This window comes from Finegoldia sp. BIOML-A1, from assembly GCF_009678325.1.
Taxonomy (GTDB): domain Bacteria; phylum Bacillota; class Clostridia; order Tissierellales; family Peptoniphilaceae; genus Finegoldia; species Finegoldia magna.
Genome location: NZ_WKZF01000003.1, coordinates 1 through 25848, shown reverse-complemented (window position 1 = coordinate 25848; position 25848 = coordinate 1). Strand labels below are relative to the sequence as shown.

Sequence of the window (25848 nt, the reverse complement as noted above, 5' to 3'; positions counted from 1 at the left end):
ACGGATGGAGGGGTTTTTGTATGCCAAAATACACAAAAGAATTTAAAATAAAATTAGTACTAGAATATTTATCAGGAAAAACAGGGGGTCATAAAAGTGTGGCTAAAAAATATGATATTCCATATTCAACCATGCGGAACTGGATAAATAAATACAAATCTGGAGGATTTGATAACTTATCTAAAAAGTTAAAAAATAATAATTACACTAGTGAATTTAAGCTATCTGTAATACAATATAGGCAAATCAATAATACTTCGCTTAGAGAGACTGCAGAGCATTTCAATCTTGTTAATGGATCTATGGTAAATAGATGGGAGAAAGCTTATCAAAAGCATGGTCTATCTGGGCTAGAAGATAACAGAGGAAGGCCTAAAAAAGATATGACTAAATTAAATAAGAATTCAAAGGATAATACTCCAATAAACGAAAGTGAGAGAGAAGAATTAATAAGGTTAAGGGAAGAAAATAGACTTCTCAAAATGAAGATAATATACGAAAAAAAGCTACGAGCCTTGCTACTGGAAGAGGAAGCAGAAGCAAGGAAAAGACAAAGATAATCCTCAAACTTCTAAAAGAAAATCCACAAAGTAAAGTAAGTGAATGGCTAAAAATAGCTAAATTACCAAAATCATCATACTATGAATGGAAAATAAAACTAGAAATTCCAGTAGATAAAGACAAGGAAGTTAAAGATGAAATTAAAACAATAATAGAAGTGTCAAAAGGTAGATATGGCTATAGAAGAGTAACTATGGTATTAAAAAATAAAGGATTTAATATCAATCATAAAAAAGTCTTAAGAATAATGAGAGAAGAATCCTTGCTATGTACTAAATTTAAAAATAGATCAAGAAAATACTCATCATACAAGGGACAAATAGGTAAAGTAGCAGATAATATTGTAAAAAGACAGTTTACAGCTACTAAGCCAAATCAATTATGGCTAACAGATGTAACAGAATTTAGAATTAAAGGACAAGAAGAAAAACTTTACCTATCACCAATATTAGACCTATACAACAGCGAAATAATTAGCTATACGTTAAGTAATCACCCAACAATAGGATTAACAAATACAATGTTAGAAAAAGCATTAGAAGAAAATAAAGACATTAAAGATTTAACTATACACTCAGACCAAGGATTTCATTATCAACACAGTTCTTGGACTAAAAAACTAGAAAAAATGAATATTAGGCAAAGTATGTCAAGAAAAGGGAATTGTCTAGACAATTCTCCAATGGAGAACTTCTTTGGAATATTAAAACAAGAAATGTATTATGGAGAGGATTTTACTAGTTATGATCATTTGATAAGTGAGATAGAAAAATATATTAAATGGTACAATGAAGATAGAATTAAAACAAAATTAAACGGAATGTCCCCTGTTATGTACAGATTACATTCCGCTTAAAATATTAATAAATTATTCCGTGTTTACGGGTTCAGGTCATTAAAGCTTCCCTCAATTAAATTATATTCCCACAAAAACTTCTACAATTTTTTCTATTTTTGTTAGTACAATTTGTTTTTTCTTTTCCCTTGCACCTTGTCTACGGGATGTTGGTGGCAAGATTTTATCCAATCCAGTACCAGCGTAATCCACGAAACCTTTCGCAATTGATTTGTTGATAAAATGATATGCTCCTTCTTTTAACTTCTCTTCTTCAACAAGCAATTTCACATTCTTTTCTTTTTCTTTTTTGGCAAACGAATAGAAAGTTTCCAAAATATCATCATTATCCTTCAACTCTGACAATTTTGTTTTATTGATAAAATCCATCACCAAATCTTCCTTAGCTCTCGTTCCCAAACTGGATCTTATAACTCTTCGAACTTCTGCTTTTAAGTTTTCAACATCCTCATGTTCTTTGGATTTTTCCAAAATCAAAGCCAAAATATAATCCAAGTTTATCTCATCAGTTTTCAACAAATCTATTTGGAATTCCAGATCCGAGAAATCCACCTGTTGTTCTTCAGAGTCTTTGGAATTTCTTGAATTTACAATATTTTCTCTAATATCAACATACACACTCTTCATGTCTTGCATTAATCTATCAGAAATAATCTTGTCGAAACTTTCAAACTCATCGAAATTTTTGAGAATATTTTCAGACTTCAACAACTCTCCAAAAAGTTGTACAAATTCCTTCTTGTCAGCCTCCAAGAAAATCTCGGTTGGATCTGGGAATTTTGCAACAATTTCATTGCAAATATCCTTGTATCCTCTGGTTACTTTTCCAGTTTCCTCATCTGTAAAACCTTCCATATATTCTTCGTAGCTTTTTTCAAGAATAATATTTACACTGTTTTCATCGCCAAAAGTTTTTATAGCATCTTCTGTCGCCTTTTCCAAATCTCTGAAACACACAATATTTCCAAAAGTTTTAACCTTGTTCAAAATACGATTAGTTCTCGAAAAAGCTTGGATTAATCCATGATATCTTAAATTCTTATCGACAAATAAAGTATTCAAAGTAGGAGCATCAAATCCTGTCAAGAACATCCCCACAACAATTAACAAATCCACTTCTTTTCTTTTAGTCTTATATGATAAATCCTTGTAGTAATTTTGGAATTCATTTCCATCAGTTGAGAAATTTTGTTTAAAATAATCATTGTAATCTGAGATAGCTTTATCCAAGAACTCCTTAGCTGATAAATTCAACGCAGAAACATTGAAATCCTCGTCCTTGATATCACCAATAGCACTTTGCTCCTCATTAGCAGCAAAACTAAAAATAGTCGCCACTCTCAGCTTCTTATCTTCAGGCAAATCTTTTTGTTGTCTTTCAAACTCCTCGTAATACAACTTCGCAGCATCAATACTTTGAACAGCAAGCATAGCATTAAAACCGTTAAGCCTTCTATCTTTCAAATCATAAAACTCATTTCTGTGAGTTTTAGTATTGTATACATCCAAAATATATCTAGTGATTTCTGAAATACGTTCTGGATGAAGAAGCATCTTTTTCTCAACCTTTTTAATTTTATCTTCATCAACTTCTTCTTCAGCTGATTTGAACTTAGGAGTAATATTGTTGTAATCCACCTTGAACTTTAACACTTTTCCATCTCTAATAGCATCCGTAATCACATAACTGTGAAGTTGTGCCCCGAAAATCCCCGCAGTAGTACTACCATTAATAGAATTTTCTGCAAAAATAGGAGTACCAGTAAATCCAAATTGGTAGTATTTCTTAAAAGATTTTTTTATATTTTTTTGAGCATCTCCGAATTGTGAACGATGACATTCATCGTAAATAATCACGCAATGCTTATCGTAAATCTCATGATTGGGATTTTTCTTTACAAACTCATTCAATTTTTGAATAGTAGTTACAACAATTCTGTTATCCTTCTTTTCGATAGATTTTTTTAATTCTTTCGTATCTTTGGATCCATTCACACTATCTGGTTGAAATCTTTGATACTCCTTCATAGTTTGATAATCCAAATCTTTTCTATCAACAACGAAGAACACCTTATCAATAAATTCCAAATCAGTCGCAAGCTTAGCAGCTTTGAAAGAAGTCAAAGTCTTACCAGAACCTGTCGTATGCCAAATAAATCCTCCTGCCTCAGGCCTACCTGCTTTCTTTGCTTCGTAGCTGGATTTTATCTTCCACAAAATCCTTTCAGTAGCAGCAATCTGATACGGTCTCATAATAAGCAAAGTATTATTCACATCGAACACACAGTATTTTGTGATAACCTCAAGCAAAACACGCTTTTCAAAAAAAGTCTTCGTGAAATCTTCCAAATCACAAATAGTTTTGTTCTTAGCATCAGCCCATTCGCAAGTAAACTCGTAATTGTTCTTGTTTTGTGCAGTAGTATTTGCAAAATATCTAGTATAAGTACCATTTGAAATCACAAAAATTTGAACATACTTGTACAATGAATTATCAGAATTAAAACTCTCCTTGCTGTATCTGTGAATTTGATTGAAAGCCTCATGCAAATTCACCCCCCTCTTCTTCAACTCAATGTGAACAAGCGGAAGACCATTTACCAAAATTGTAACATCATATCTACTTTTCTTCTTACCTTCAGCAGTGATTTGATTAGTAACTTGTAGAAAATTGTTATGAATATTCTTCTTATCGATAATCTTGATATTTTTCACATGCCCATCATCAAATACAAAATCGTAAATATGATTTTCTTGAATCTTTCTAGTCTTCTCAATCAAACCATCATTCGGACAATCCAAGTATTCAACTAAAAGCCTACTCCATTCCTCATCCGAAAACTTAACATCATTCAACCTCTCGATTTGCACTCTCAAATTCTTGTACAAATCCTTGTTCGAACGAGCAATAAGTCTCTCATAACCTTGACTTTCCAAATTCTTAATCAAATTCATCTCAAGTTGACTCTCAGTTTGATAAGATTCAGAGACACACTCCACTTTTTTATAACTAGACAAAATAATACCATTATTCATCTCTGCAATAGTCGACGTATTATAATTTACAAACTTATCAGACATAATCTCCTCCTATCTAGGAAAACTTAATAACCTCTCCCTATAATATTCATATTCCTTCTGTCTTAACTCAATCTCCTTAGGTATTCCTGTTGAAATATCATTAATTAATTCATCAAACTTATCCAAAATGGACACGACATGCTCTTGAACAGCAAAAGGTGGCACCGGGATTTTAAATTCAGAATATTGCTTAGCATTGATATTAGGTTTTGAACTATTACTTTTTTTATTCAATATAAAGCTCTTATACGAAGTTGTATTCAAGCAACTATAAACAAATTTTGGATTTACTAATTTTTTATTTACTTTTAGTCTAATTAAATATCCAGCAAACACAGCAGGGTAATCCTCCGTGTAAATAAAGTTTTTGCCTACAGTAGCTCCGCTTCTTGCAAATAAAATATCCCCATAACTTAAGTAATATTTATCTTCTATTTTATTTGGGGAGACTTTTTCTAGCTTTAAATTACCCATTTCATCTATATCCGTTATTCTTATATATCTCGTTTTTCCATCGTATTCAACAGCAGATGCCCCTGATCCATATTGAAGTTTTCCCGTAGAAACTTCCTCTAAACTTTTCCATTCTACATTAAATAACTCAATTCCAACAATATCACAAGCTTCTTCAAGCAAATCAAAATATCTATTAGATATTATCTTGCTTGCTTGCTTGCTTGCTTGCTTGCTTGCTTACCACATTTCCGTCAAATGTCAAGAGTTTTTCACGAAAATATTCGTATTGTTTTTGCCTTTGGTCAATCTCTTGTGGTAACAATCCTTCAGTATCAGTAAGCAAAGCTTGGAACTTATCCAACACCTCAACAACCTTGTTTTGAATTTCAAGTGGAGGAAGAATCACTTTTATCTTTTTCATTTCTTCAGTAGAAATTTCAATAACTTTAACTCCTCGAGCATATTTAATTTTTTGTTTCAAAAACGAACTACATCCATTAAATAAATGAGATAAATATTTTGGATTTTCTCTATGTTTAAAAATAGCAGTGTGACCTCCTGCCACAACCTGTGAGTTGCCAAGATATGCAACTGTCTTCATAACATCATCTATATTTTCTGATGTTCTAGCAATAACTAAATCTCCTTTATTAACTTTTTTTAGTTTTTCTGCGTCATTCTTACTAACTTTTACAATTGGCTCATTTACAAATACACTATATTTAGTATAGATATGTCCATAATGAATTGCGCCAACTTCTCCATCGCTGGTAAACATAGTCTTTGGCATTCCTGAACCATTTATAAATTTACCTACTTCTCCTAAAGTAGTAAATCTTAACTTATAAGAATTTATTTCAGGATTTTTGCACAATTTATTCAAATAATCCTCACTTAATAGCATATCCCTGTAGTATTCGTATTGTTTAGTCCTATCCTGTAATTCAGCCTGTAATTCAGTAACATAATTTGTGAATTTGTCAAGTATTTCGACGATTTTTTCTTGTGTCTCAAATGACGGGATTGGGATTTTGATATTATTTACAACATTACTCATCAACTTTGGATTGCCAGATCCTCCTTTAACATGTTTTTTCGCTTCAATCTGTAACCAATATACTATAAATTTAACTAATAATTCTTTCTTATCATTTGGTTTAATAATCCCACAAATGTTAGTAACAGAAAATTTTCCATTTCTGTAAAAAACAGTTCCTGCATAGGCTCCATCTGTTGTCCAAGTTGCATACTCACCATCAAAGTCGTATGTTTTTATTTTTCCTATTTCCCCATTATTTCTAGTTTGAGATGAATAAACTGGATACTCCCCAGGATTTTGTTTTAAATACTTCTTAGATATTACTCTTCCTCTTTTTATTTCACAAACGTCCCCTAGTTTTTTCCACTCAACTTTTTCATTTTTTAATAATTCATCTATTTTACTCATCTTCAAGCTCCTTTACTATTTTATTTATTGAAGCTCGCAATTCATCTATTCTTTGTACTGTCTGCTCGATTTGTTTGTTGAGTACTTTGATGTCTATTTTTTCTCTGGTGTCTTCTTTTTCAACGTATGTTGACACTGACAAGTTGTATTCATTTTCTTCTATTTCTGATTTGTCTACATATCTTGAGAAATATTCTATTTCTTTTCTGTCTCTGAACTCGTCTACAATTGCATTTATGTTTTTTTCTTCTAATATATTGTTGTTGGTTTCTTTTTTGAATTCTTTGGTTGCATCTATGAACAGTATTTTGTTTTCTGTTTTGTTTTTCGCCATTACAAGTACACATGTTGCGATTGATGTTCCGAAGAATAAATTTTCCGGCAATTGAATGACACAATCGATAAAGTTGTTGTCTACCAAGTATTTTCTGATGGTTTTTTCGGCGCCTTTTCTGTAAAATATCCCCGGAAAACAAACTATCGCAGCTCTTCCTTTACTTGAAAGGTATGATAATGAATGCATTATGAATGCGTAATCTGCGTATGATTTTGGAGCAAGCTTTCCTGCTGGTGCAAATCTTTCATCGTTGATTAGTGTAGGATCATTGTCTCCAACCCATTTAATTGAATATGGTGGATTGGATACTATTGCATCGAATGGTTTTTCATCATTGTGCAATGGATTGAGCAACGTGTCTCCTCTTTTTATCGAAAAATTATTGTAATTCACATTGTGCAAGAACATATTCATACGAGCAAGGTTGAAGTTGGTCATGTTGATTTCTTGTCCGAAAAATCCTTCATCAATTATATTTTTTTCAAATTGTTTTTTCATTTGAAGTAATAAAGAGCCGCTGCCACATGTCGGATCATATACTTTGTTAATGCTTGTTTTGCCGTCCATTACAAGCCTTGCCAAAAGCTTTGACACTGTTTGTGGAGTGAAGAATTCTCCTCCTGATTTTCCTGCATTACTTGCATAGTTGGATATCAAATATTCGTATGCATCGCCGAATGCGTCGATGTCGTTGTTTTCAAATTTACCGAAATTAATTTTGTCAATTCCAGTTAGTATGTCGCATAATCTTTTGTTCTTCTCAGCTACCGTTGCTCCAAGTTTGTTGCTTGTGGTGTCAACGTCTTCGAATAATCCTTTGATGTCATCTTCTGAAGGATATCCTATTGCGCTTTTTTCGATTGATTTGAATATATTTGCCAAATCTGTGTTCAAATTTTCATTGGTGCGTGCAGTTTTTACGACATTTTGAAATAATTGACTTGGTAGTATGAAAAACCCTTTTTCTTCCACTGTATCTGGTCTGAAATCTATTTCTGCTTCTTCATCTGTTATTTCTGCATAATCGAAGGATTCATCTCCAGCTTCGTGTTCAACTTTGTTGAAAAATTCTGTGATGTTTTCTGAGATAAATCTGTAGAATAAAATTCCCAATATGTATTGTTTGAAGTCCCATCCGTCAACAGCACCTCTGACATCATCTGCAATCGCCCAAATTTTCCTGTGAAGTTCCGTTCTTTGTGCTGACTCGTTATTTTCATTTGATACTACTGACATTTTCATCTCTCCTATTTATGTTAATTTCTAATTATGTTTTATAAAATTTTACGTAATTTTTCATTTTAATTATATCATATAATTAATTGACTACCTCGTGTTTTATATTTCAGATATTAAATGATTTGTATTTTTGATTTTGTTTACATTTTTAGCTTGTTCGTGATAGGCTATTGTTATCTATCATGACGATAGCCTACTTTGTTAATTAGTCCAGCTTGTCAGTTATCACTATTTAATTATTGGAGGTTTCATTTTTGAGTATAATCTATTCTGTTAATCTTATATAGCGGTGTTTTTCACACAAAAAATTACAGGCAATTTTCATTGCCTGCAATTTATAAAAATGAGATATATGATTACTTATTTTCCCCAAACTTTTTCAGCTATTTTTTTAATTAGTTTTAGTTTTTCCCATTGTTGCTCAATCGTTAATATGTTTCCATTTTCGTTAGATGAAAATCCGCATTGTGGACTCAGACACAATCTATCAAGAGATATGAATTCAGATGCTTTGTGAATTCTAGCGATGATTTCATCTTCGTTTTCTAGTTCGCCTCTTTTTGATGTGATTAGTCCAAGTACAACTTTCTTATCCCCAGAAACGTATTTTAATGGTTCGAATCCGCCGGATCTTTCGTCATCGTATTCAAGATAAAATGCATCTACGTTTTCTTGTGCAAATAATATTTGTGCGATTTTATCGTAGGCACCACTTGCTGCATATGTTGATTCGTAATTTCCTCTGCATACATGTGTTGTAATTGTCAAATCTTCTGGTCTGTCTTCAAGTGCTAAGTTGTTGATTCTCAAATATTTGTTAGCTTCATCATCCAATGAAACTGATTCTCCGTATTTTCTGTTGATATAATCAGAATCTACTAACATTCCCCATGTGCAATCGTCAAATTGTATATTTCTGCATCCTGCTTCATACAAATCCTTGATAACTTGTTTGTAAGCCCTCGCGATATCTTGTTCCAACTTTTCGTAATCTGGATAGATTTGTTTCGTAATTTCTGCATTATCTTCTCTGAATAATTCCACGATTAATTGTGCTGGTGCAGGTATTGTTTGTTTTGCGATTGTATTGTCATCTTCAAATTGTTTTACGAATTTAAAATGTTCTACAAATGGATGATTTTCGCCTGTGATTTTACCTTCAACTTGTACTGATGTATGGTAAGTTTCCTTGCCATGGAAATAATATCCATGGTCAAGTTCAACTCTTTTTATTCCGTTTAGTCCCCAGAAGAAATCCAAATGCCAGCTTTTTCTTCTGAATTCTCCATCAGTTATTACGTGATAGCCCAATTCCTTTTGTTTTTTGATTAATTTTTTGATGCATTCATCTTCTATTTCTTTTAGTTCTTGTTTTGTGATTATTTCTTTTTCGAAGTCCGATCTTGCCTTTAGTAATTTTTCATCTCTCAAGAAACTTCCTACATAATCATATCTAAATGGTACGTGTAAACTCATTTTCAATCTCCCCCTTAATGTTTCCTATTTTGCTGGTATTATTTCACCTTCAAATTTTTCTTCGATATATTTCTTAACTTCGTCTGATTGGAAAGCTTCCAATACTTTCTTGTAAGTTTCGTTATCTTTGTCTGCTTCTCTTGCTGCTATTACATTTGCAAATGGGTTTCCCTCTGCTTTTTCTGTTGCAATTGCATCTTTCTTTGGTGATAGATTTGCTTCTAATGCGTAGTTTGAATTAATTACAGCAATTGCAGCATCTTCATATGCTCTTGGAATAGTTGGAGCTTCAACCGGTGTGAATTTCAAGTTCTTAGGATTTTCTGCAATGTCTTTTTCAGTAGCTTCCAATCCTGCGTTTTCTTTTAATTTAATAACATTATTTTCTTCCAAAATCTTTAATGCTCTTGCTCCATTTGTAGCATCATTTGGGATTATAACTTCGTCTCCGTCTTTTAATTCATCAAGTGATTTGTAAGTTTTAGAATAAACTCCCAATGGTTCGATGTGAACTCCACCTAATGATACGATTTTTGTTCCTCTTTCTTTGTTGAAGTTTTCCAAATAAGGTATGTGTTGGAAGAAGTTCAAGTCAATGTCTTTTTCCTCAAGTGATGTGTTTGGTGTTACATAATCGTCAAATTCTTTGATTTCTAGTTCAATTCCATCTTTTTCTAATATTTCTTTTGCTTTTTCTGCAATTTCTTTGTGAGGTGCTGGAGATACTCCAATTACAACCTTTTTGTTATCTGTGTTTGTTGTTTGTCCGTCTTCTGTTTTGCTTTCTTTTTTAGCACATGATGTTAATACCAATGCTAATGCCAATACTACTAATAAAATTTTCTTTTTCATTTTTACCACTCCTATATGTTTTTTTTGTTTAATTTATTTGAAATTTTTGTACCTGATATTTGTACAATTTCAACCAAGATTATAATTACAACTACTGCCCACAATAATACTTCTGTGTTAAATCTGTCGTAGCCGTATCTTTTTGCCAAGGCTCCCAAGCCTCCTCCACCGATTGTTCCTGCCATTGCAGAATATCCAATCAATGTTATCATTAAGTTTGTTATTGCCAACACTAATTGTGGCAATGATTCTGGAATCAATACTTTTGTCAATATGTTAAAATTACTTGCACCCATTGATTTGGACGCTTCAATGATTCCTCTATCCACATTCAAGAATTCTTGCTCGAATAATCTCGCCAAAAATGGAATTGCACCAACTGTCAATGGAACGATGGATGCTGATGTTCCTATTTTTGTTCCTACGATCAACTTTGAAAGTGGAAGTAATACTATCATCAATATGATGAATGGAAATGATCTCGTAATGTTAACTATTACATCCAACACCGCGTATAGTTTTGGTTTTGGATTAAGTCCCGATTGTCCAGTTGTATATAAAATAAGTGCCAATGGAAGGCCAAATAAAATTGTGAAGAATGTACTTACTAAAATCATGTACAATGTCTCGCCTGTGGCTTCTAATACCAAATGTAATAAATCATCCATTATTTAACCTCCTCTACTCTAATATCATTTTCTGTCAAAAAGTCTTTTGCTTTTTGTATATTTTCTTTGTCACCGATAAGTTCAACCACTGTGTATCCAACACCTGTGGATTGAAGTTTGTTGATATTTCCAGATATTATACTAAAATCTATTCCTGAAATTCTCGCTGCTTGTGATAATATCGGTTTGTTGTAAGACTTCTTGGAATAAGTTAATCTAACGACATCTCCCTTAAAATCGTCAGTTATTATCTCTTCTTCATCCTCTTCTACAAGCTTTCTGATGAAGTTTCTAGTGACATCTGTTTTGGGATTTTTGAATAATTCTTCGACAGAATTTTCTTCGATGATTTTTCCATTTTCCATCACTGCAATCCTGTCACAAACATCTTTTGCAACTTCCATTTGATGAGTTATCATTATTATCGTGGTTTTGTATTTGTCTACTGATTTTCTCAATATCTCCAAAACTTGTTGTGTGTTTTGTGGATCAAGTGCGCTTGTAGATTCATCTGACAAAATCACCTTAGGATTTGTGGATAATGCCCTTGCAATCGCAACTCTTTGTTTTTGTCCGCCGGATAATTGGCTAGGATAACTTTTTGCTCTATCTCTTAGTCCAATGAAATCCAATAATTCGTTAACTCTTTTTTCTATTTCATTTTTTGGAATGTTTTGAAGTTTCAACGGATAAGCAATGTTTTCGTAGACATTTTTTTGATTAAACAAATTAAAATGTTAGAAAATCATGCTGATTTCTTTTCTCGCTTCCAATAATTCCTTTTGCTTCAACGATGTTATGTCAACATCATCGATGATGACTTTACCACTTGTCGGTTCTTCCAATCTGTTTAGAAGTCTTACAAGTGTCGATTTGCCAGCTCCTGACAAACCAATTATTCCGTAAATTTCACCCTTATTTACCTTGAAACTTACATCATCAACTGCATTAAATTCCTTCTCACTTGTATTAAAAGTTTTTTTCAAATTTAATACTTCAATCATAATCTCACCTCATTTTTATAATAGATAATTTATCATAACAAGTGCAACACAAAATAACTCATAGCTAATCAGCTGTGTTAATATGTAAGTGACCAAACAAAACATATTAAAAGGAGCGATTAACTATGAGCTATAACCATCTTACCATAGAAGAGAGATCTTGTATCTATCAATTTTTAAATTTAGGAATGAGTATAAGGAAAATTGCACAAGCGCTTAAAAGGTCACCTAGTACAATATCTCGAGAAATTAAAAGAAATTCTTCTAAAATAAAATCCAGTAGAGGAAGTTACACTAAATACTTCCCAATAAAGGCAAATGACAAATATCGTCATAGAAGGAAAGATTGTCATAGGAAAACCAAGTTTTCTAAAGATGTTATTGAGTATTTAACTATAAAAATTAATGAACATTGGTCACCTGAACAAATATCAAATAGAAATACAAATTCTATTAATCATATACCATCTACATCAACTATATATAGGCTTATACACGCAAAAAAACTGCCAAAAACCAGTATGGAAAATTTGAGAAGAAAAGGAAGATTTAAAAGACCAGCAGAAAAAAGAGGAAAATTTAACGATAAAGGCAGAACTATTAAGAAAAGACCTAAAGAAATATACAAAAGGCAAGAGCTAGGTCACTGGGAAGCAGATACAGTAGAATCAGGCAGGTTCGATCATAAAAGAAAAAGTGGATACTGTTTCGTAACTTTAGCAGAAAGAAAATCTAGATACTATATAGCAATTCTAGTTGAAAATAGAAAATCAGAAAATGTAACACCTGCAATAATCAATGCACTAAAAGATTTTCCCAAAGAATTAGTGAAAACAATAACTTTTGATAGAGGTAAAGAATTTTCAGAATTTGAGAAAATAGAAAAAGAGTTAGGATGTAAAACTTATTTTTGTGACCCCTACTGTGCATGGCAAAAGGGTACAAATGAAAATAGTAATGGACTTTTAAGGGAGTTTTATCCTAAGGGTATGGATTTATCGGAAGTAAATATTAATGATTTAAATTATAACTTAAGTTTAATGAATAATAGACCTAGGAAATGTATAAAATATAAAACACCTAAAGAAGAACTTTTTGGTTTCTTACCATAGGTGTTGCATTTGATTTGACAATTCGTCAATAAAAAAAGCCCTTATGTGACATTCATCACATAAGGGCGAATATATCCGCGTTACCACCTTATTTTTAAATACATATATACATATGCATTTTCTCATTATTCAGTACGTATTCATACCTAGCACAAGATATCGGATGCAACCGGAAAAGTTTAAAAGCAAATGCCGTTCGACTTTTCTAACTCCAAGACCATTTTCAACAACTATTCTTTATCTCATTTCACCAAACTGAGACTCTCTGAAAAAGCATTCATTGTTTACTCTTCTTATCAACGTTAATGTTTATTCATTTAGCTTATGGATATATAATACACGCTCCAAAAATATTTGTCAAGCTTTTTTTCAAAAAACTTTTAAAAACTTTTTTGTCATTTAATTATAACTACTTAAAGTACGGGTTTTTACGCAAATTATCCAGTAATTGCCCGTATGTTGTCCAACCCAAACCTAGGTCAGAATACTTTGCATAAGGATTGTCGATGCTGTAATGTCCGTCACAGAATCCTTTGTTAACCAAAATAGGTTCACGAACTTTTGAATATCCAGTGTATAGTTGGTTTTTGCCGCGTTCTACTTCTGGTAGTATTTCCATAATCAGCTTCGGCCTATTTTCAAATCCGTAGTCTTTTGCGTTCTTATGAGAAATCGTAGAATGAGTAAAATCCAAGAAATACATCTTGCCATTTAATCTTGCTCTGTCGATTGAATGATTTCTGTATGGATTGGAATTTTTGTCCAATTCATCGTCAGGCATTGAATCCACCCACCAAATTTCAGAATAAATTCCGCAATTATTTAGCACATCATTGGCAAGTTCACTGAACGAATTACAAGTTCCTTCTTTGTTCAACAACAAATCACAACCAAATGTCGATGAAAGCTGTGGATCGTATCTGTAATCGTCAATCAAAACTTTCGCCAAATTTTTTACTGTTTCAAAATCATCCTTGCCTTTTACTTTTTCTGACAATTCGTTTAGCTTATCGATGTATTTGTAAGTGAATTCCAAGCTATAAGGCTCATCTCTGAAATCTTCGTTCAACACCGATTTTAATTTCATAGAGAAAATTGGTTTACCGATTGAAGAATCCTTCACAAATTTCATATCTCCAACTACCAAATTATCTTCGGCAGTTTTCTTATCGTTCTTATCGTATTCATTCATAAAATTTTCGACTTGCGATTTGTCATTGCCCAAGAATACTATCTCTTCTTTGCCACGTGTTTCGTGCAATTTTTTGATGACTTTGATTAATTTGTCCTTCGTATCCACGTATTCATCGTAATTTACCGACGAATCAATTTCGCTTGGCTTTTTGCCATTCAAATCGTCTTTTGGTTGAACTTGCTCTACTGTAGCTTTACATTCTATTTTTTTTTCTTTTTTGTTACAACCTGTAACTCCAAGTACAAGCGCCAAGCTCAACATTACTGATAATAATTTTTTCATAAAAATTATGCACTGCAGCTATCGCAGTCCTCCACTTCTAATGATTTACTTCTTACATAATAGATGGATTTGATTCCTTTTTCCCACGCTCTGATGTAGATATTCAATATTGTTCTCATCGTATAATCAGTCGTGATGTAAATGTTGACCGATTGTCCTTGGTCGATGTGACGTTGTCTTATACTTGTCGCATCTACAGTTATATTTTGGTCCAATTCGTGGGCATTTTCGTACAACCAGAATGTTTGTGGGCTAAGTCCTGGAGCAACACGTGGAACAATTGTGCCCTTCTTTTCTTCAAGGAAATATCTGCTCATTACAGGATCTACTGCCGCAGTAGTTCCTGCGATTATAGAAGTTGAACCAGTTGGTGCCACTGCCATCAAATATCCATTTCTCATTCCGTTTTTCTTAATATCATGATACAATTCGTTCCATTTTTCAGAATTGTAATCTCTTAATTTGAAATACTCGCCATTTTCCCAATCAGAACCTTCAAAATATTCGTAGGATCCTTTTTCCTTGGCGATTTTATTACTTGCTTTGATAGCGTAGTAATTGATTTTTTCGTACAATTTATCTGCAAATTCCAAATGCTTTTCAATATCAGAATACATAATATTGTTTTTTACTAAGCAGTGATGATATCCACTTGTCCCGAGTCCGATTGGACGGTATTTTTTGTTAGTGTACTTTGCGTATTCCAATGGATAAAAGTTCAAATCAATAACATTATCAAGTCCTCTAACCGCTGTTTCCACAACTTCTTCTAATTCTTCATCATTGTTCACATCAATATTTCCCAAAACAAGAGAAGCCAAGTTGCACACAACAAAATCTCCTGGTTTTGTTTTTGTAACGATAATATCGTCTCCGTCCTCTGTTTCTATAGTTTCACTAATAGAATGAATTTCGCTCATATTTTGCATAATTTCTGTACACAAATTAGAAGAATAAATCATTCCCTTGTGTTTGTTTGGATTCATTCTATTTACAGTATCACGGTTGAAAGTGAATGGAGTTCCTGTTTCTGTCCATGATTTTATAATAAGTCTTACCAAATCTTTTACTTTTATGCTACGTCTGGAAATACTTTCGTCAAGCACACATTCGTTGTATCTTTTTTCCCATTCGTCTCCATAATAATCTTCCAAGTTATATCCTTTTTTCACAGAGATTTCGTGTGGGTCGAACATATACCAAGTTCCGTCTATATCGTCACGAACCATCTTCCAGAACAAATCAGGGTAGCAAACAGATGGGAACACATCGTGTGCCTTCATTCTGTCATCACCGTTGTTTGTTCTAAGTTGCAAAAATTCCAATATATCCTTGTGCCACACATCCAAGTACACAGCTACAGAACCTTGGCGTACTCCCAATTGATCCACTGCAACAGCAGTATCATTTGCAAGTTTAATCCATCTGATAACTCCACCTGCAACACCTTGGAAACCACGAATGTCGGATCCATTTGCACGAACTTTTCCGAAATACAATCCCATTCCACCACCATGCTTAGAAACTTGTGCGAAATTATTTATCGAACGATAAATTCCTTCCAAAGTATCAGGAACAGTGTCTATGAAACAGCTTGACAATTGATTGAATGGCTTTCTGGCGTTACTCATCGTAGGAGTTGCCACAGTCACTTTCAATGTGGACAAATTATCGTAGATCTTCTTTGCCCAATGAATTCTATCCTTTTCTTTAAGTGCCAAATGCATCGCAATCCCCATGAACATTTCTTGTGCAGATTCCATCACTCTGTTGTCATGAGTTTTAATCAAATATCTTTTTATAATCAAATCCAAAGCACTGAATGTGAATAACTTATCCCTATCGTCATCAATGTATTTTTCCAATTCGTCAATATCATCATCAGTATACACTTCTCTGATGTATGAACCATACAATCCTCTCTCATCCAAAAACTTAATCTTTGATTTGAAATCTTGAAGATCGTATTGAACTTCTAACTTCTTAATATTTTGTTTCAAATTATAATTCATAAACAAAGATGCAATATATTCCCAATTTGGAGCTTCCTTACTAACAAGTTCCCCAGAAGCTTTCGACAATAAATTCACCATATCGTATTGTGACAAATTAGGCTTAACAAATGATTCGAACTTCAAATACAAATTCTCAATCGAATACCTAGTAGAATCGTAATGTTCTTGAATATATCTAATGATTTCGATGACATCTTCATCTGTGATAAATCTTTCGAACTCTTCGATAACTTTTCTGTCTGTGGTATGTTTTGCACGATACAAAATAAAAGATTTTACAACCTTGTATTGACCGTGATCAATCAAAGTCAATTCCACCAAATCTTGAATTTCTTCCACAGTAACCACATGATTTTTCGGATACTTGTTCACAATAGTGTTTTCAATTTCTTGTGCCATAGCTTCCAATTCATTTTCCTCTGCATAAATTCCTACAGAAGCATAAGCTTTTTTCATGGCTAATTTTATCTTCGACCTATCAAAATCGACAATATTGCCATCTCTCTTTTTTATTTCCATTATTACTCCCTTTTATCGTGTATATAGTGGATTATAAAAACCCAACTACAATTTATAGTATTAATTCCTATTAAATATTACCACAAATCTAAGTGAAATAACACTGAAAATATAGTATTAAAATTTTTCAAAAAGCTAAAAATATATAATTTTAATAAAATGTTCAAATCATTTTACATCAGAAATTCTACTCTTTCCTAGCTTTAAAATCGGTAAATCATCAACTAATTTTTTCTTCTTGTCACACAAAATAATATAGTTGATATTCTTCTCATAAAACATTTGAGTAAGTTTTCTCAGATTTTTCTTAGCAAAAATTTTTGTGTAATTATTGTAATTTTTTATAATCACAAACTGACTCTGCGCCAACACAACCTTCGCATAAAAAAGTTTGATGATAGTATCATCATCACATTCTTTTAACTTATTATCCAAATCCACATTCAGACTTTCATTCAAACTCTCAATTCTCCTGTAAATTGTCACAGGAGACATCTTCATTGAACGCAACACCAACGACAAATTATCGTACACATTCAAATGAGGATACAACATAAACTCATCCACAACATAAAATCCACGGTACTTCGATATCACATTGTTTGAAATCTTTCCATCTATTAACATCTTCCCATTTGCGTATTTTACATTCATTAATACAGCTATGAACTTATCCAAAGTTATTTTGTTTGAAAAAACCTGACAATTCTGAGAGATTTTCCCTGTCAAATTTTCAAAATAATTCGTACTATAATTTTCAAATACAATATCCATAACTACCTTCTAACCCTAATCTTAGTTATAATATCCCAACACAAATTGACAACAGAAAATATCGCCACAATTATAAAACCTATCAAGTAATAATAATTACTGTTAAGCTTTCTTACAAAAAATATGAGAATATCCATAGCACCCTCATTGTAAATATCGACCATGTGAGAAAAATACACTCCAGTGAAACAAAACATCACATAAAAAGCCATAAAATTCAACAAAATCGTAATCAAATTAACCTTGTTAGAATAAATCGGAAACACAACCCATCTATAATACTCAAACTTGTTCATATCGTCATTGTGCATCAAATAATTGATATTATTAGAGAAAAATCCTATTCTTTGCATTGAATACACGTTATAAGCTGTTAGCGCACCTATAAGTAACCAAAAAGTCAACCTAAAAATTAACATCAAACTTTGGTCGTGAAGTACGTATTGGTTGAAAATTCCAAATATTTTCGTAAACACAAAATCATTTGGAAACATCAGCAATACAAACAGTGATGCAATTGACATAATACACATGAAAAGATTCAGTTCCTTGTCAACTCTGGAGAAAATCCTCCACACAATCAAAGATACAATCTCTCCAATAGAAAACACCATCACACTAAGTAGAGCACACGCACACACTATCTTCAAATTAAACTGAATGTAAAATCGTTCGTAATTTTTCAGAACAAGTGTCAAATCCTCTCCCAAAACAGTTGCAATCACAACAAAAATATTAAAAACGGCAACTATTCCACACAGTATCCAGTAAATAAGTTTAATATTATTAATGAAAAATCCTTTAACCTTTAATTTTATGTTAATAATCGACTCTCTAAAATTATTCGGACGAATTCCTTTATTAATATCTCTGACGATTTTTTTATAATTTACTATATTGATAATTTCCAAAACGACCAATATGCCAATAATAAACTCATCCAGTTTATCGATATGCGTATCTCCAATAAGAATGAACACACTCGCCAAAAATATCGCAATCATAATCAAAAACTTATACAGTTGATTGAACTGAAGCTGTCCCACACCAGGAATTAAATATAAAGCCTTGAATGTTGTATCGTAATCTTTGGGATCAACCTTCATATTTTTTCTCAAATCGTACAAATCACGCCTAAGCTTGTTCACCTCAGTATTTATTCTCTTTTTGTACACATGCTTCAGGCTTCTCTTAACACTGTACAAATACACGCTATCCTTTGAATACTCACTTACTATGAACTCCCTTTTATTTTTCGATTTAAGATGAGCTCTTTTACTTTTCTTATCCGTGTCTATTGAATTATCGCGTGAAAATTTATAACTCTCTACAATTTTCTTCAAATAAAACCTAAAATTAAATCCTTTTTCTATATCTCCAGAATTTTTGATAGCATCGTCCAAAAAACTCATATCATTTTCCATATCTTGAAAAATCTGAATGATTTCATCGCATCTTTCTTCTACAAGTTTATTCTTAGTGTATATGTAATTATACTGAGAAGATACATCCTTATATTCCTCATAAAAATCAATCTTAGATTGAGCTATAAATTTTTCCACAAGAGCCCTATTTAACAAACTGTCATTGTGATGAGGAAGACTGTGCTTGAATCTAATGACAGAATTGTCCAATTCTTTGAGGAAATTTATCTCTTTAGTTTTGATTAATTCGATTTTTTCGTTCATATCGAACTCCTAAATTTTACAAATTATTGACATATTTTTACTTATTTAGTATGTAGCTTTTATGCAGATTATTTTATTGTGATATTATATTTACATATTTTTACCACTTTCAAATATTACATTGTTAATTAATAAAAATATTACTTTACAAATTGAATAAAATATATTATCATATTTCGTGGAGGATTATGATGTTTTACATATTAATAAATGTTGTAGCGGTTGCAGTCGCAGCCCTTTTGGGAAGACTTTTGAAATCTTTCCTACCAAAAAAACTAATAAAAAGTATAATGGACGTTGTCGCCGTTTGTATATTAATAATGGGAATCCAAGGAAGTGTCAAAACAAATAATTTTATTTTTATGTTGATTTCCTTAGTTATCGGTGCTATAATAGGTAACGGTCTTGATTTGGATAAGAAATTAGCCAACCTTGTAGAGTATTTGCAAAACAAAGTTCCAGACTCATCTGGCTCGTCCATGAAAGGCGCTATTGCATTAATAATGCTACAAAATATCGGATCATTGGCAATCCTTGCTCCATTGAATTTAGGATTAAGCGGATCCGCTGACATAATGCAATTTAAAATAATATTAGACGGTATCACAACATTTTTGTTCTCAGCAACATACGGATTCACAGTTGCACTGTCAGGCGTTGTTGGACTTGTGATGAACACACTAATATTTTTATTATCAACATCACTAAGCAAAGTCTTAGTACCAGAAGTAATTGAAAACATCTCCGTAGTAGGATCATTGTTGATAGTCCTACTTGGTATAGATATGCTAGAAATTAAAAAATTCAAAATCATGGATTACATTCCAGCAATATTTATTCCAATATTTTGGTTTATCATCAAACAATTACTTCACATCTAAATTAGTTAATAAGTTAGAGGGGAAAACTCTCATGCCTTCAAAATTTTCCAGAGTTGACTCCCCTTACTCCTTTCTTATATGCACATGATTTTAAATCATGTGTTTTTTTTATTATACCTCATTTCGAGAAATTTAAAACAAAATCATTTTTTTCAAATTTTTTTAAATATTTTTCAAAAAAACTTCAAAAAAGTGTTTAAAACATTTTTCAGTGGGTATATATATACTACAATAAAAGATATCTAAATTGTAGAGCAGAACTGTTACTTTAGTTTATTGATTCCGATGAAAAGGATATATAAACAAAAATCGCAGGAATACTACCCGTTTTATTTGAAGACAAATAAAACTAGAACCTTTAAACATTTAAACTTAAAACATTAAAATTTAAAATTTTATCCTAAGTATCGAAAACTTTAGTTAATTAAAGATTTAAAGATTGATTCGTTATATCTTGAAAAGCAAGTTTATCTGATAGATTACTATTAAGGAGTGGATAAGGAAATGATCGAACCAAAATTTCAGTTTAAGTGCAGTTTGCTCGGAAAATAAGAGTTGTTTCAGAAGATGGAAAATGACTCTTATTTTTTTGTGTCCATTTTCTTTCATTCCCTTCCCCGTAATTTTTAAAGAAGACTATCTCAATTTTTGTTAATTGCTTCATTTCCCTTGTTTTTTATTTTTCATCTCCAACCTACCCATGTCTTGCCATTTTTGTCTAGCGAAACCCCAACACAACTCTCTAACCTTGTCCTGCAATCCCCAAAACTCGCGAAACCTTTAAGCAAACAATCGAGCTGTATATCTTGAAATTATGTAAACAGTCAAGCCTTTTTGCTAAGAATATCATACGGAGAAAATTTTCTTGATTTCAAATCGAAAAAATCCGTCAGAAATCGCACCGCTTGAGCGTGAGCGAGCTTGCGATTTCAGGATTTTGAGATTTAGAAATCACAAATTTTCGTAGTCTAGATATTCGTGCAAAATGCTTGATCTGTGATTTCTAGCGAATAAGATTATTAAATTTTACTCTAGATATTCGTGCGAGATGTTTGCTTTGATTTTGTTCCCTGTGTGTCCTGCATCTGTTGAACAGCGAATACTCAGCACAATTTTGTATATTGTCCTGCAATTCCCATAAAAAAAGAAGCCTTATTCAGACTTCTTTTTAAGTTTAACAATATCATTGTTGTATAAAATTTGTATGAATTGAGATAGTCTCTCGTATAGAGGTTCTACCTCATCTCCGTATTGTTCTTTTAATTTATTCCCAATTTCCATAATGTTTGCTTTACCATCAATCATCCTGAAAACATCACTACCGTAACTTTCAAGCTTGATGTTGGATTCTTTTGGTGTGAAGAACATCTTTTGAGCAATCTTATCAAAAATATGATTGTGTTTTTTTACTAAATACACAAGATCATCTTTTTCATAAAACTCTATCTTGTCATTGACCTCAGGAATAAATTCTAGGAAATTTTTATTTCGCTTCATTAGTATTTACGTTCTTAATACAAGTTCTAACTAGAACTGCTAATAACAATATGAATACTATAATTGATCCAATTGTGCCAATGTTGAATTTTGAAGATAAATCAAGAACTTCACTTAATGTCTTGTCTCCTACTTTGATTATAGCAAATGCAGCAAGTAAAATACCTACAACACCTTCACCTGCAATAAATCCAGATGTGAACAATACACCATTTTCTTCTTGTTCTTTTCTTAATTCTTCGTTTTTAACTTTTCTCTTGTCAACAAATAATCTGATTAAACCACCAGTCATGATTGCTGTAGAAGTGTTGATTGGCAAATACAAACCTACTGCAAATGGTAAAACTGGAATTCCTAAAATTTCAACAACAACTGCAATGAATGCTCCTGCGAAAACTAATCCCCAAGGAAGTGATCCACCCATTACACCTTCGATTATAAGTTTCATCAACATACCTTGTGGTGCAGGAAGTTCGTCTGTTCCATATCCCCAAGATGAATCTAATAACCATAAAATAGCTCCGATTACAAGTGCAGATACAGCAACACCAATTAATTCACCGATTTGTTGTTTATATGGAGTAGCTCCAACCAAGAAACCAGTCTTTAAGTCTTGTGAAGTATCCCCTGAAATAGCAGCGATAACACAGATTACAGTACCAATTGAAATTGCCATCATCATACCATCGTGACCAGTATTTCCCATAGCTTTGATTAATAATGAAGTTATTAATAAAGCCGCAATAGTCATACCAGAAACTGGGTTGTTAGAAGATCCAATAAGACCAACCAAACGAGATGATACAGTTGCAAAGAAGAAACCAAATACAACGATAATGATTGAACCAATAGGACCAACTGGAATAATTGGTAAAACAGCCATTACAACTGCGATAGCAAGAATAGCTATTCCTATGAATTTCATACTCAAATCTTTTTCAGTACGAAGAACTGAGTCTGTACCCAAACCTTGTGATTTGTAGTCTTTCATAGCATCTCTGAAAGTTCTAATAATTAGTGGCAATGATTTAATTAAAGATATAATACCACCAGTAGCTACAGCACCAGCTCCTATATATCTTAAATAAGTACCCCAAATATCTTTTACTGTCATAGCAGAAATAGCCTTATCTGCAGCACCGATTATGTTGTCTCCACCGAATAATTTCATAAGTGGCATAATAACTAACCAACCTAAAGTTGCACCACTTAGCATATATCCAGAAATCTTAGGACCACAAATATAACCAACACCTACCAAAGATGGAAGTGGGTCGATACCGATACCAGCACCTGAGAAAGATTTAACTGTAATTTCTTTTGATAATGAAGATGGGAAAATCTTCAAACCATCAGCAAAGAATTTGTATACAGCAGCCAAACCTAAACCCTTGAATACAAGCTTAGCCTTGGATCCACCTTCTTCACCTGCTAATAAAACTTCTGCACAAGCAGTTCCTTCTGGATATGGAATAACCCCATGTTCCTTAACTATTAAAGCATTTCTCAACGGAACCATGAATAAAACCCCTAATAAACCACCAATAAGAGTAATAACCCCTATTTCGATTAATGATGGAGCTGGTTCATTCCATTCCTTCATCCAAATAAATAATGCTGGCATTGTAAAGATAGCACCTGCAGCAACTGATTCCCCTGCGGATCCTATAGTTTGAACGATGTTGTTTTCCAAAATAGAATCCCTCTTGAAAATCAATCTGATAACTCCCATTGAAATAACTGCAGCAGGAATTGATGCAGAAACTGTCAAGCCAACTCTAAGACCTAAATATGCATTAGCTCCACCAAATACAATTGCCATGATAATACCGAAAATAATAGAGAATGGTGTAAGCTCTGGCAAGACCTTATCGGCCGAAATAAAAGGCTTAAAGTCATTATTATTGTTACTCATAAATATACCCTCCTTTTTATATATATAAATTTACAACATCATTATACCAAATTGAATTTATTTTGTCAATAATATTTATTGCATTACACTTAAATACTCAAATAATTATAAAAATATTTAAGAAACAAATATCTGAACTTTTCTACTAAAATAGTTTGAATTTTCCCAAATTAATAGTATAATAAAAGAGTTGGAATAAATTAATTGGAGGAAATTATGAAAAAGAAATTTTTAACAGTATTATTAGTATTATCAATGGTTGTATTAGCATCATGTTCTAATCAAAAAGGATCAGAATTAGAAAGCAAATTAAAAGAAGTAGAAACAGATAAAAAATTTGCTATCGAAAACTTAAACGACGCTAACAACAAAATCAAAGAATTAAACGCAAAAATTCAAGAACAAGAACAAGGATACAGCTCAAAAGTATTAGTAAACGACCTAACAGCTGAAATGACAAACGAACAATTGCAAAAAGTATTAACAAACACAATTGCTTACAAATTGACAGCTGATGATCAAGAATTAGCACAAGAAACAACAGTTGAAGTAGCAGAAATGCCTAAAACATTAAACTTCATCGTACAAATTCCAGAAGACTTAAAATCATCAGAAAAAGCAAAAACAATCTTGAACTTACAAGCACCAAAAATCAATGTAAATGGTAAAGCAGCACAAGTTGAAGAACAAGAAGAACACGACGCAATAAAATACGTAGTAAACTTAGAATCTGCAGGAAAAGAAGCAAAAATCGACCTACCACAAGACATAAACGCAAAATTACAAAGACCAAACCAACAACTTGTAATCAAAGCAAAATAATGAACACCTAGCCACTAGAAATCTAGTGGCTATCATTTTATCCTTTTATTTCTCTGTTTTCCCCCAAGTCTAGTGATTTAATTTTATAATTTTCTATTTAAATCTATACGTCCTTTATCCTAGTCTAGTGATCCTTATCAAAAATTTATATCTGTGTCTCTCAATTCTTGAACATCTCGAAACCTTCGAGCAAACAATCGAAGCTAAGAATATCATACGGAGATAATAATCATAAATTCAAGCGAAGGGAACCGTTAAAAACTGGGCTGTTTGAGTGCATAGCACGAGTTCACAATTTTAGGTTCACAAGCTTAGAATTTATTTATTTTCGTAGTCTAGATATTCGTGCAAGATGTTTGCTTACTTTCTAACCTACGTGTGTCCTGCAACTGTTGTCTAGCGAAAATTTTTTTATCATTTTCTATCCTCTCCCTGCAATCATCAACACTGAAAAACCTTCAAGCAAACAATCGAAGCTAAGAATATCACCATATAAAATTTAATGCTTCTTATGAGCGACGCTTCGAACGAGGAAATCTTCAGTTAAATTTTTTAAAAGAAGATTTCTGAAGTGAGGCTGAGCGAGTGAGAACATTAAATTTTTCACAAGATATTCATGCGAGATGTTTGCTTATTTCATTACCTATGTTTATCCTGCAACTGTTGTATTGCGAATTCTATAAACTATTTTCTATCTTAATATAGCTAAAAGAACGCACAAAAAAGACCTAGCGGACTTGTCATCACTAGATCTTAATTGTTTGGCGACTACCTACAGCAGACAGTTCCTACGAATCATAGATTCGTGGCAACTGGTTGCAACATCATTTATAATCCAGAAATTTAATGTTTTTCATGAGCGACGCTTCGAACGAGGAAATCTTCATTTTTGCTTTTTAAAAAAAGAAGATTTATGAAGTGAGGCTGAGCGAGTGAAATCATTAAATTTCCCGTCTAGCTCTCCCACAAGTGGGCTCGTAGGTTCATTGGTTAAAATAAAAAAGATCTAACGGATCAAATCACGTTAGACCTTAATTGTTTGGCGACTACCTACTCTCCCACGACGTTTCCATCGTAGTACCATCGGCGTTAAGAGGCTTAACTTCTGTGTTCGGCATGGGTACAGGTGTATCCCTCTTGCTTTTATCACCATACTTATTCACTTTTTACA

18 protein-coding genes, 1 rRNA gene, 1 pseudogene and 1 other annotated feature are annotated in these 25848 nt (G+C 32.5%); of the genes and pseudogenes, 5 read left to right on the top strand and 15 right to left on the bottom strand.

What is annotated here, in order from left to right:
* The first annotated feature begins 20 nt into the window (after positions 1–20).
* Together GKG00_RS04045 and GKG00_RS04040 are read left to right on the top strand one after the other, a co-directional pair.
* The gene (locus GKG00_RS04045) at positions 21–560 is read left to right on the top strand and encodes a helix-turn-helix domain-containing protein (protein WP_154254387.1); all 540 of its coding nucleotides are present in this window, start codon (positions 21–23) and stop codon (positions 558–560) included.
* Positions 494–1417 carry an IS3 family transposase gene (locus tag GKG00_RS04040; protein WP_346962832.1) on the top strand — a complete coding sequence of 308 codons (924 nt, stop codon included), beginning with the start codon at positions 494–496 and terminating at the stop codon, positions 1415–1417. The genes GKG00_RS04045 and GKG00_RS04040 overlap by 67 nt, the downstream gene beginning before the upstream one ends.
* 60 nt (positions 1418–1477) lie before the next feature.
* On the opposite strand, the gene GKG00_RS04035 is transcribed toward GKG00_RS04040, so the two are convergent.
* The 8 genes and pseudogenes from GKG00_RS04035 to GKG00_RS04000 all read right to left on the bottom strand — a co-directional run bounded on the left by GKG00_RS04035 (position 1478) and on the right by GKG00_RS04000 (position 11977).
* Positions 1478–4498: a type I restriction endonuclease subunit R gene (locus GKG00_RS04035; protein ID WP_154254386.1), complete on the bottom strand. Its 3021-nt coding sequence runs from the start codon at positions 4496–4498 to the stop codon at positions 1478–1480.
* Positions 4499–4507: 9 nt separating this feature from the next.
* Complete coding sequence (locus GKG00_RS04030) at positions 4508–5134, bottom strand: restriction endonuclease subunit S (RefSeq protein ID WP_154254385.1); 627 nt, start codon at positions 5132–5134, stop codon at positions 4508–4510.
* A 13-nt stretch (positions 5135–5147) separates the two neighbouring features.
* A complete protein-coding gene (locus GKG00_RS04025; protein WP_154254384.1) occupies positions 5148–6401 on the bottom strand; it encodes a restriction endonuclease subunit S in 1254 nt (417 codons plus the stop codon).
* Entirely contained in the window at positions 6394–7974 is a 1581-nt protein-coding gene (locus tag GKG00_RS04020; protein ID WP_154254383.1) for a type I restriction-modification system subunit M, read from the bottom strand. The genes GKG00_RS04025 and GKG00_RS04020 overlap by 8 nt, the downstream gene beginning before the upstream one ends.
* A 363-nt stretch (positions 7975–8337) precedes the next feature.
* The gene (locus GKG00_RS04015; protein WP_154254382.1) at positions 8338–9453 is read right to left on the bottom strand and encodes a 5-methyltetrahydropteroyltriglutamate--homocysteine S-methyltransferase; all 1116 of its coding nucleotides are present in this window, start codon (positions 9451–9453) and stop codon (positions 8338–8340) included.
* Positions 9454–9477: 24 nt separating this feature from the next.
* Positions 9478–10305, bottom strand: a complete 828-nt coding sequence (locus tag GKG00_RS04010; RefSeq protein WP_154254381.1) for a MetQ/NlpA family ABC transporter substrate-binding protein — start codon at positions 10303–10305, stop codon at positions 9478–9480.
* Between the two features lie 11 nt (positions 10306–10316).
* Positions 10317–10973: a methionine ABC transporter permease gene (locus tag GKG00_RS04005; protein WP_094206794.1), complete on the bottom strand. Its 657-nt coding sequence runs from the start codon at positions 10971–10973 to the stop codon at positions 10317–10319.
* Positions 10973–11977 (bottom strand): annotated as a pseudogene (locus tag GKG00_RS04000) (ATP-binding cassette domain-containing protein). Before GKG00_RS04000 ends, GKG00_RS04005 begins: the two are co-directional and overlap by 1 nt.
* A 125-nt stretch (positions 11978–12102) precedes the next feature.
* Between GKG00_RS04000 and GKG00_RS03995 the strand changes: the two are divergent.
* On the top strand, positions 12103–13089 hold the full coding sequence (locus GKG00_RS03995; protein WP_154254379.1) for an IS30 family transposase: 987 nt from the start codon (positions 12103–12105) through the stop codon (positions 13087–13089).
* Positions 13090–13147: 58 nt separating this feature from the next.
* Positions 13148–13398, bottom strand: a binding site (T-box leader).
* Between the two features lie 100 nt (positions 13399–13498).
* On the opposite strand, the gene GKG00_RS03990 is transcribed toward GKG00_RS03995, so the two are convergent.
* From GKG00_RS03990 to GKG00_RS03975, 4 genes are all read right to left on the bottom strand, one after another.
* Positions 13499–14566 (bottom strand): hypothetical protein, encoded by a 1068-nt coding sequence (locus GKG00_RS03990; RefSeq protein WP_154254377.1) that lies wholly within the window; start codon positions 14564–14566, stop codon positions 13499–13501.
* 5 nt (positions 14567–14571) lie between these two features.
* On the bottom strand, positions 14572–17100 hold the full coding sequence (locus GKG00_RS03985; protein ID WP_154254376.1) for a ribonucleoside-diphosphate reductase subunit alpha: 2529 nt from the start codon (positions 17098–17100) through the stop codon (positions 14572–14574).
* A 168-nt stretch (positions 17101–17268) separates the two neighbouring features.
* On the bottom strand, positions 17269–17874 hold the full coding sequence (locus GKG00_RS03980; RefSeq protein ID WP_154254374.1) for an ABC transporter ATP-binding protein: 606 nt from the start codon (positions 17872–17874) through the stop codon (positions 17269–17271).
* Between the two features lie 2 nt (positions 17875–17876).
* Positions 17877–19562 carry a hypothetical protein gene (locus GKG00_RS03975; protein ID WP_154254373.1) on the bottom strand — a complete coding sequence of 562 codons (1686 nt, stop codon included), beginning with the start codon at positions 19560–19562 and terminating at the stop codon, positions 17877–17879.
* A 188-nt stretch (positions 19563–19750) separates the two neighbouring features.
* Here GKG00_RS03975 and GKG00_RS03970 point away from each other — a divergent pair, with 188 nt between their 5' ends.
* A complete protein-coding gene (locus GKG00_RS03970) occupies positions 19751–20443 on the top strand; it encodes a DUF554 domain-containing protein (RefSeq protein ID WP_241673597.1) in 693 nt (230 codons plus the stop codon).
* 1152 nt (positions 20444–21595) lie between these two features.
* Here GKG00_RS03970 and GKG00_RS03965 read toward each other — a convergent pair.
* Both GKG00_RS03965 and GKG00_RS03960 read right to left on the bottom strand, forming a co-directional pair.
* Complete coding sequence (locus GKG00_RS03965; protein WP_154254372.1) at positions 21596–21940, bottom strand: PqqD family protein; 345 nt, start codon at positions 21938–21940, stop codon at positions 21596–21598.
* Positions 21927–23855 (bottom strand): oligopeptide transporter, OPT family, encoded by a 1929-nt coding sequence (locus GKG00_RS03960; RefSeq protein WP_154254371.1) that lies wholly within the window; start codon positions 23853–23855, stop codon positions 21927–21929. The genes GKG00_RS03965 and GKG00_RS03960 overlap by 14 nt, the downstream gene beginning before the upstream one ends.
* A 216-nt stretch (positions 23856–24071) precedes the next feature.
* Between GKG00_RS03960 and GKG00_RS03955 the strand changes: the two genes are divergently transcribed.
* A complete protein-coding gene (locus GKG00_RS03955) occupies positions 24072–24677 on the top strand; it encodes a hypothetical protein (protein ID WP_094210333.1) in 606 nt (201 codons plus the stop codon).
* A 1037-nt stretch (positions 24678–25714) separates the two neighbouring features.
* Here the strand turns inward: GKG00_RS03955 and rrf are convergent.
* Positions 25715–25831 (bottom strand): 5S ribosomal RNA (gene rrf, locus GKG00_RS03950).
* Positions 25832–25848 lie beyond the last annotated feature (17 nt).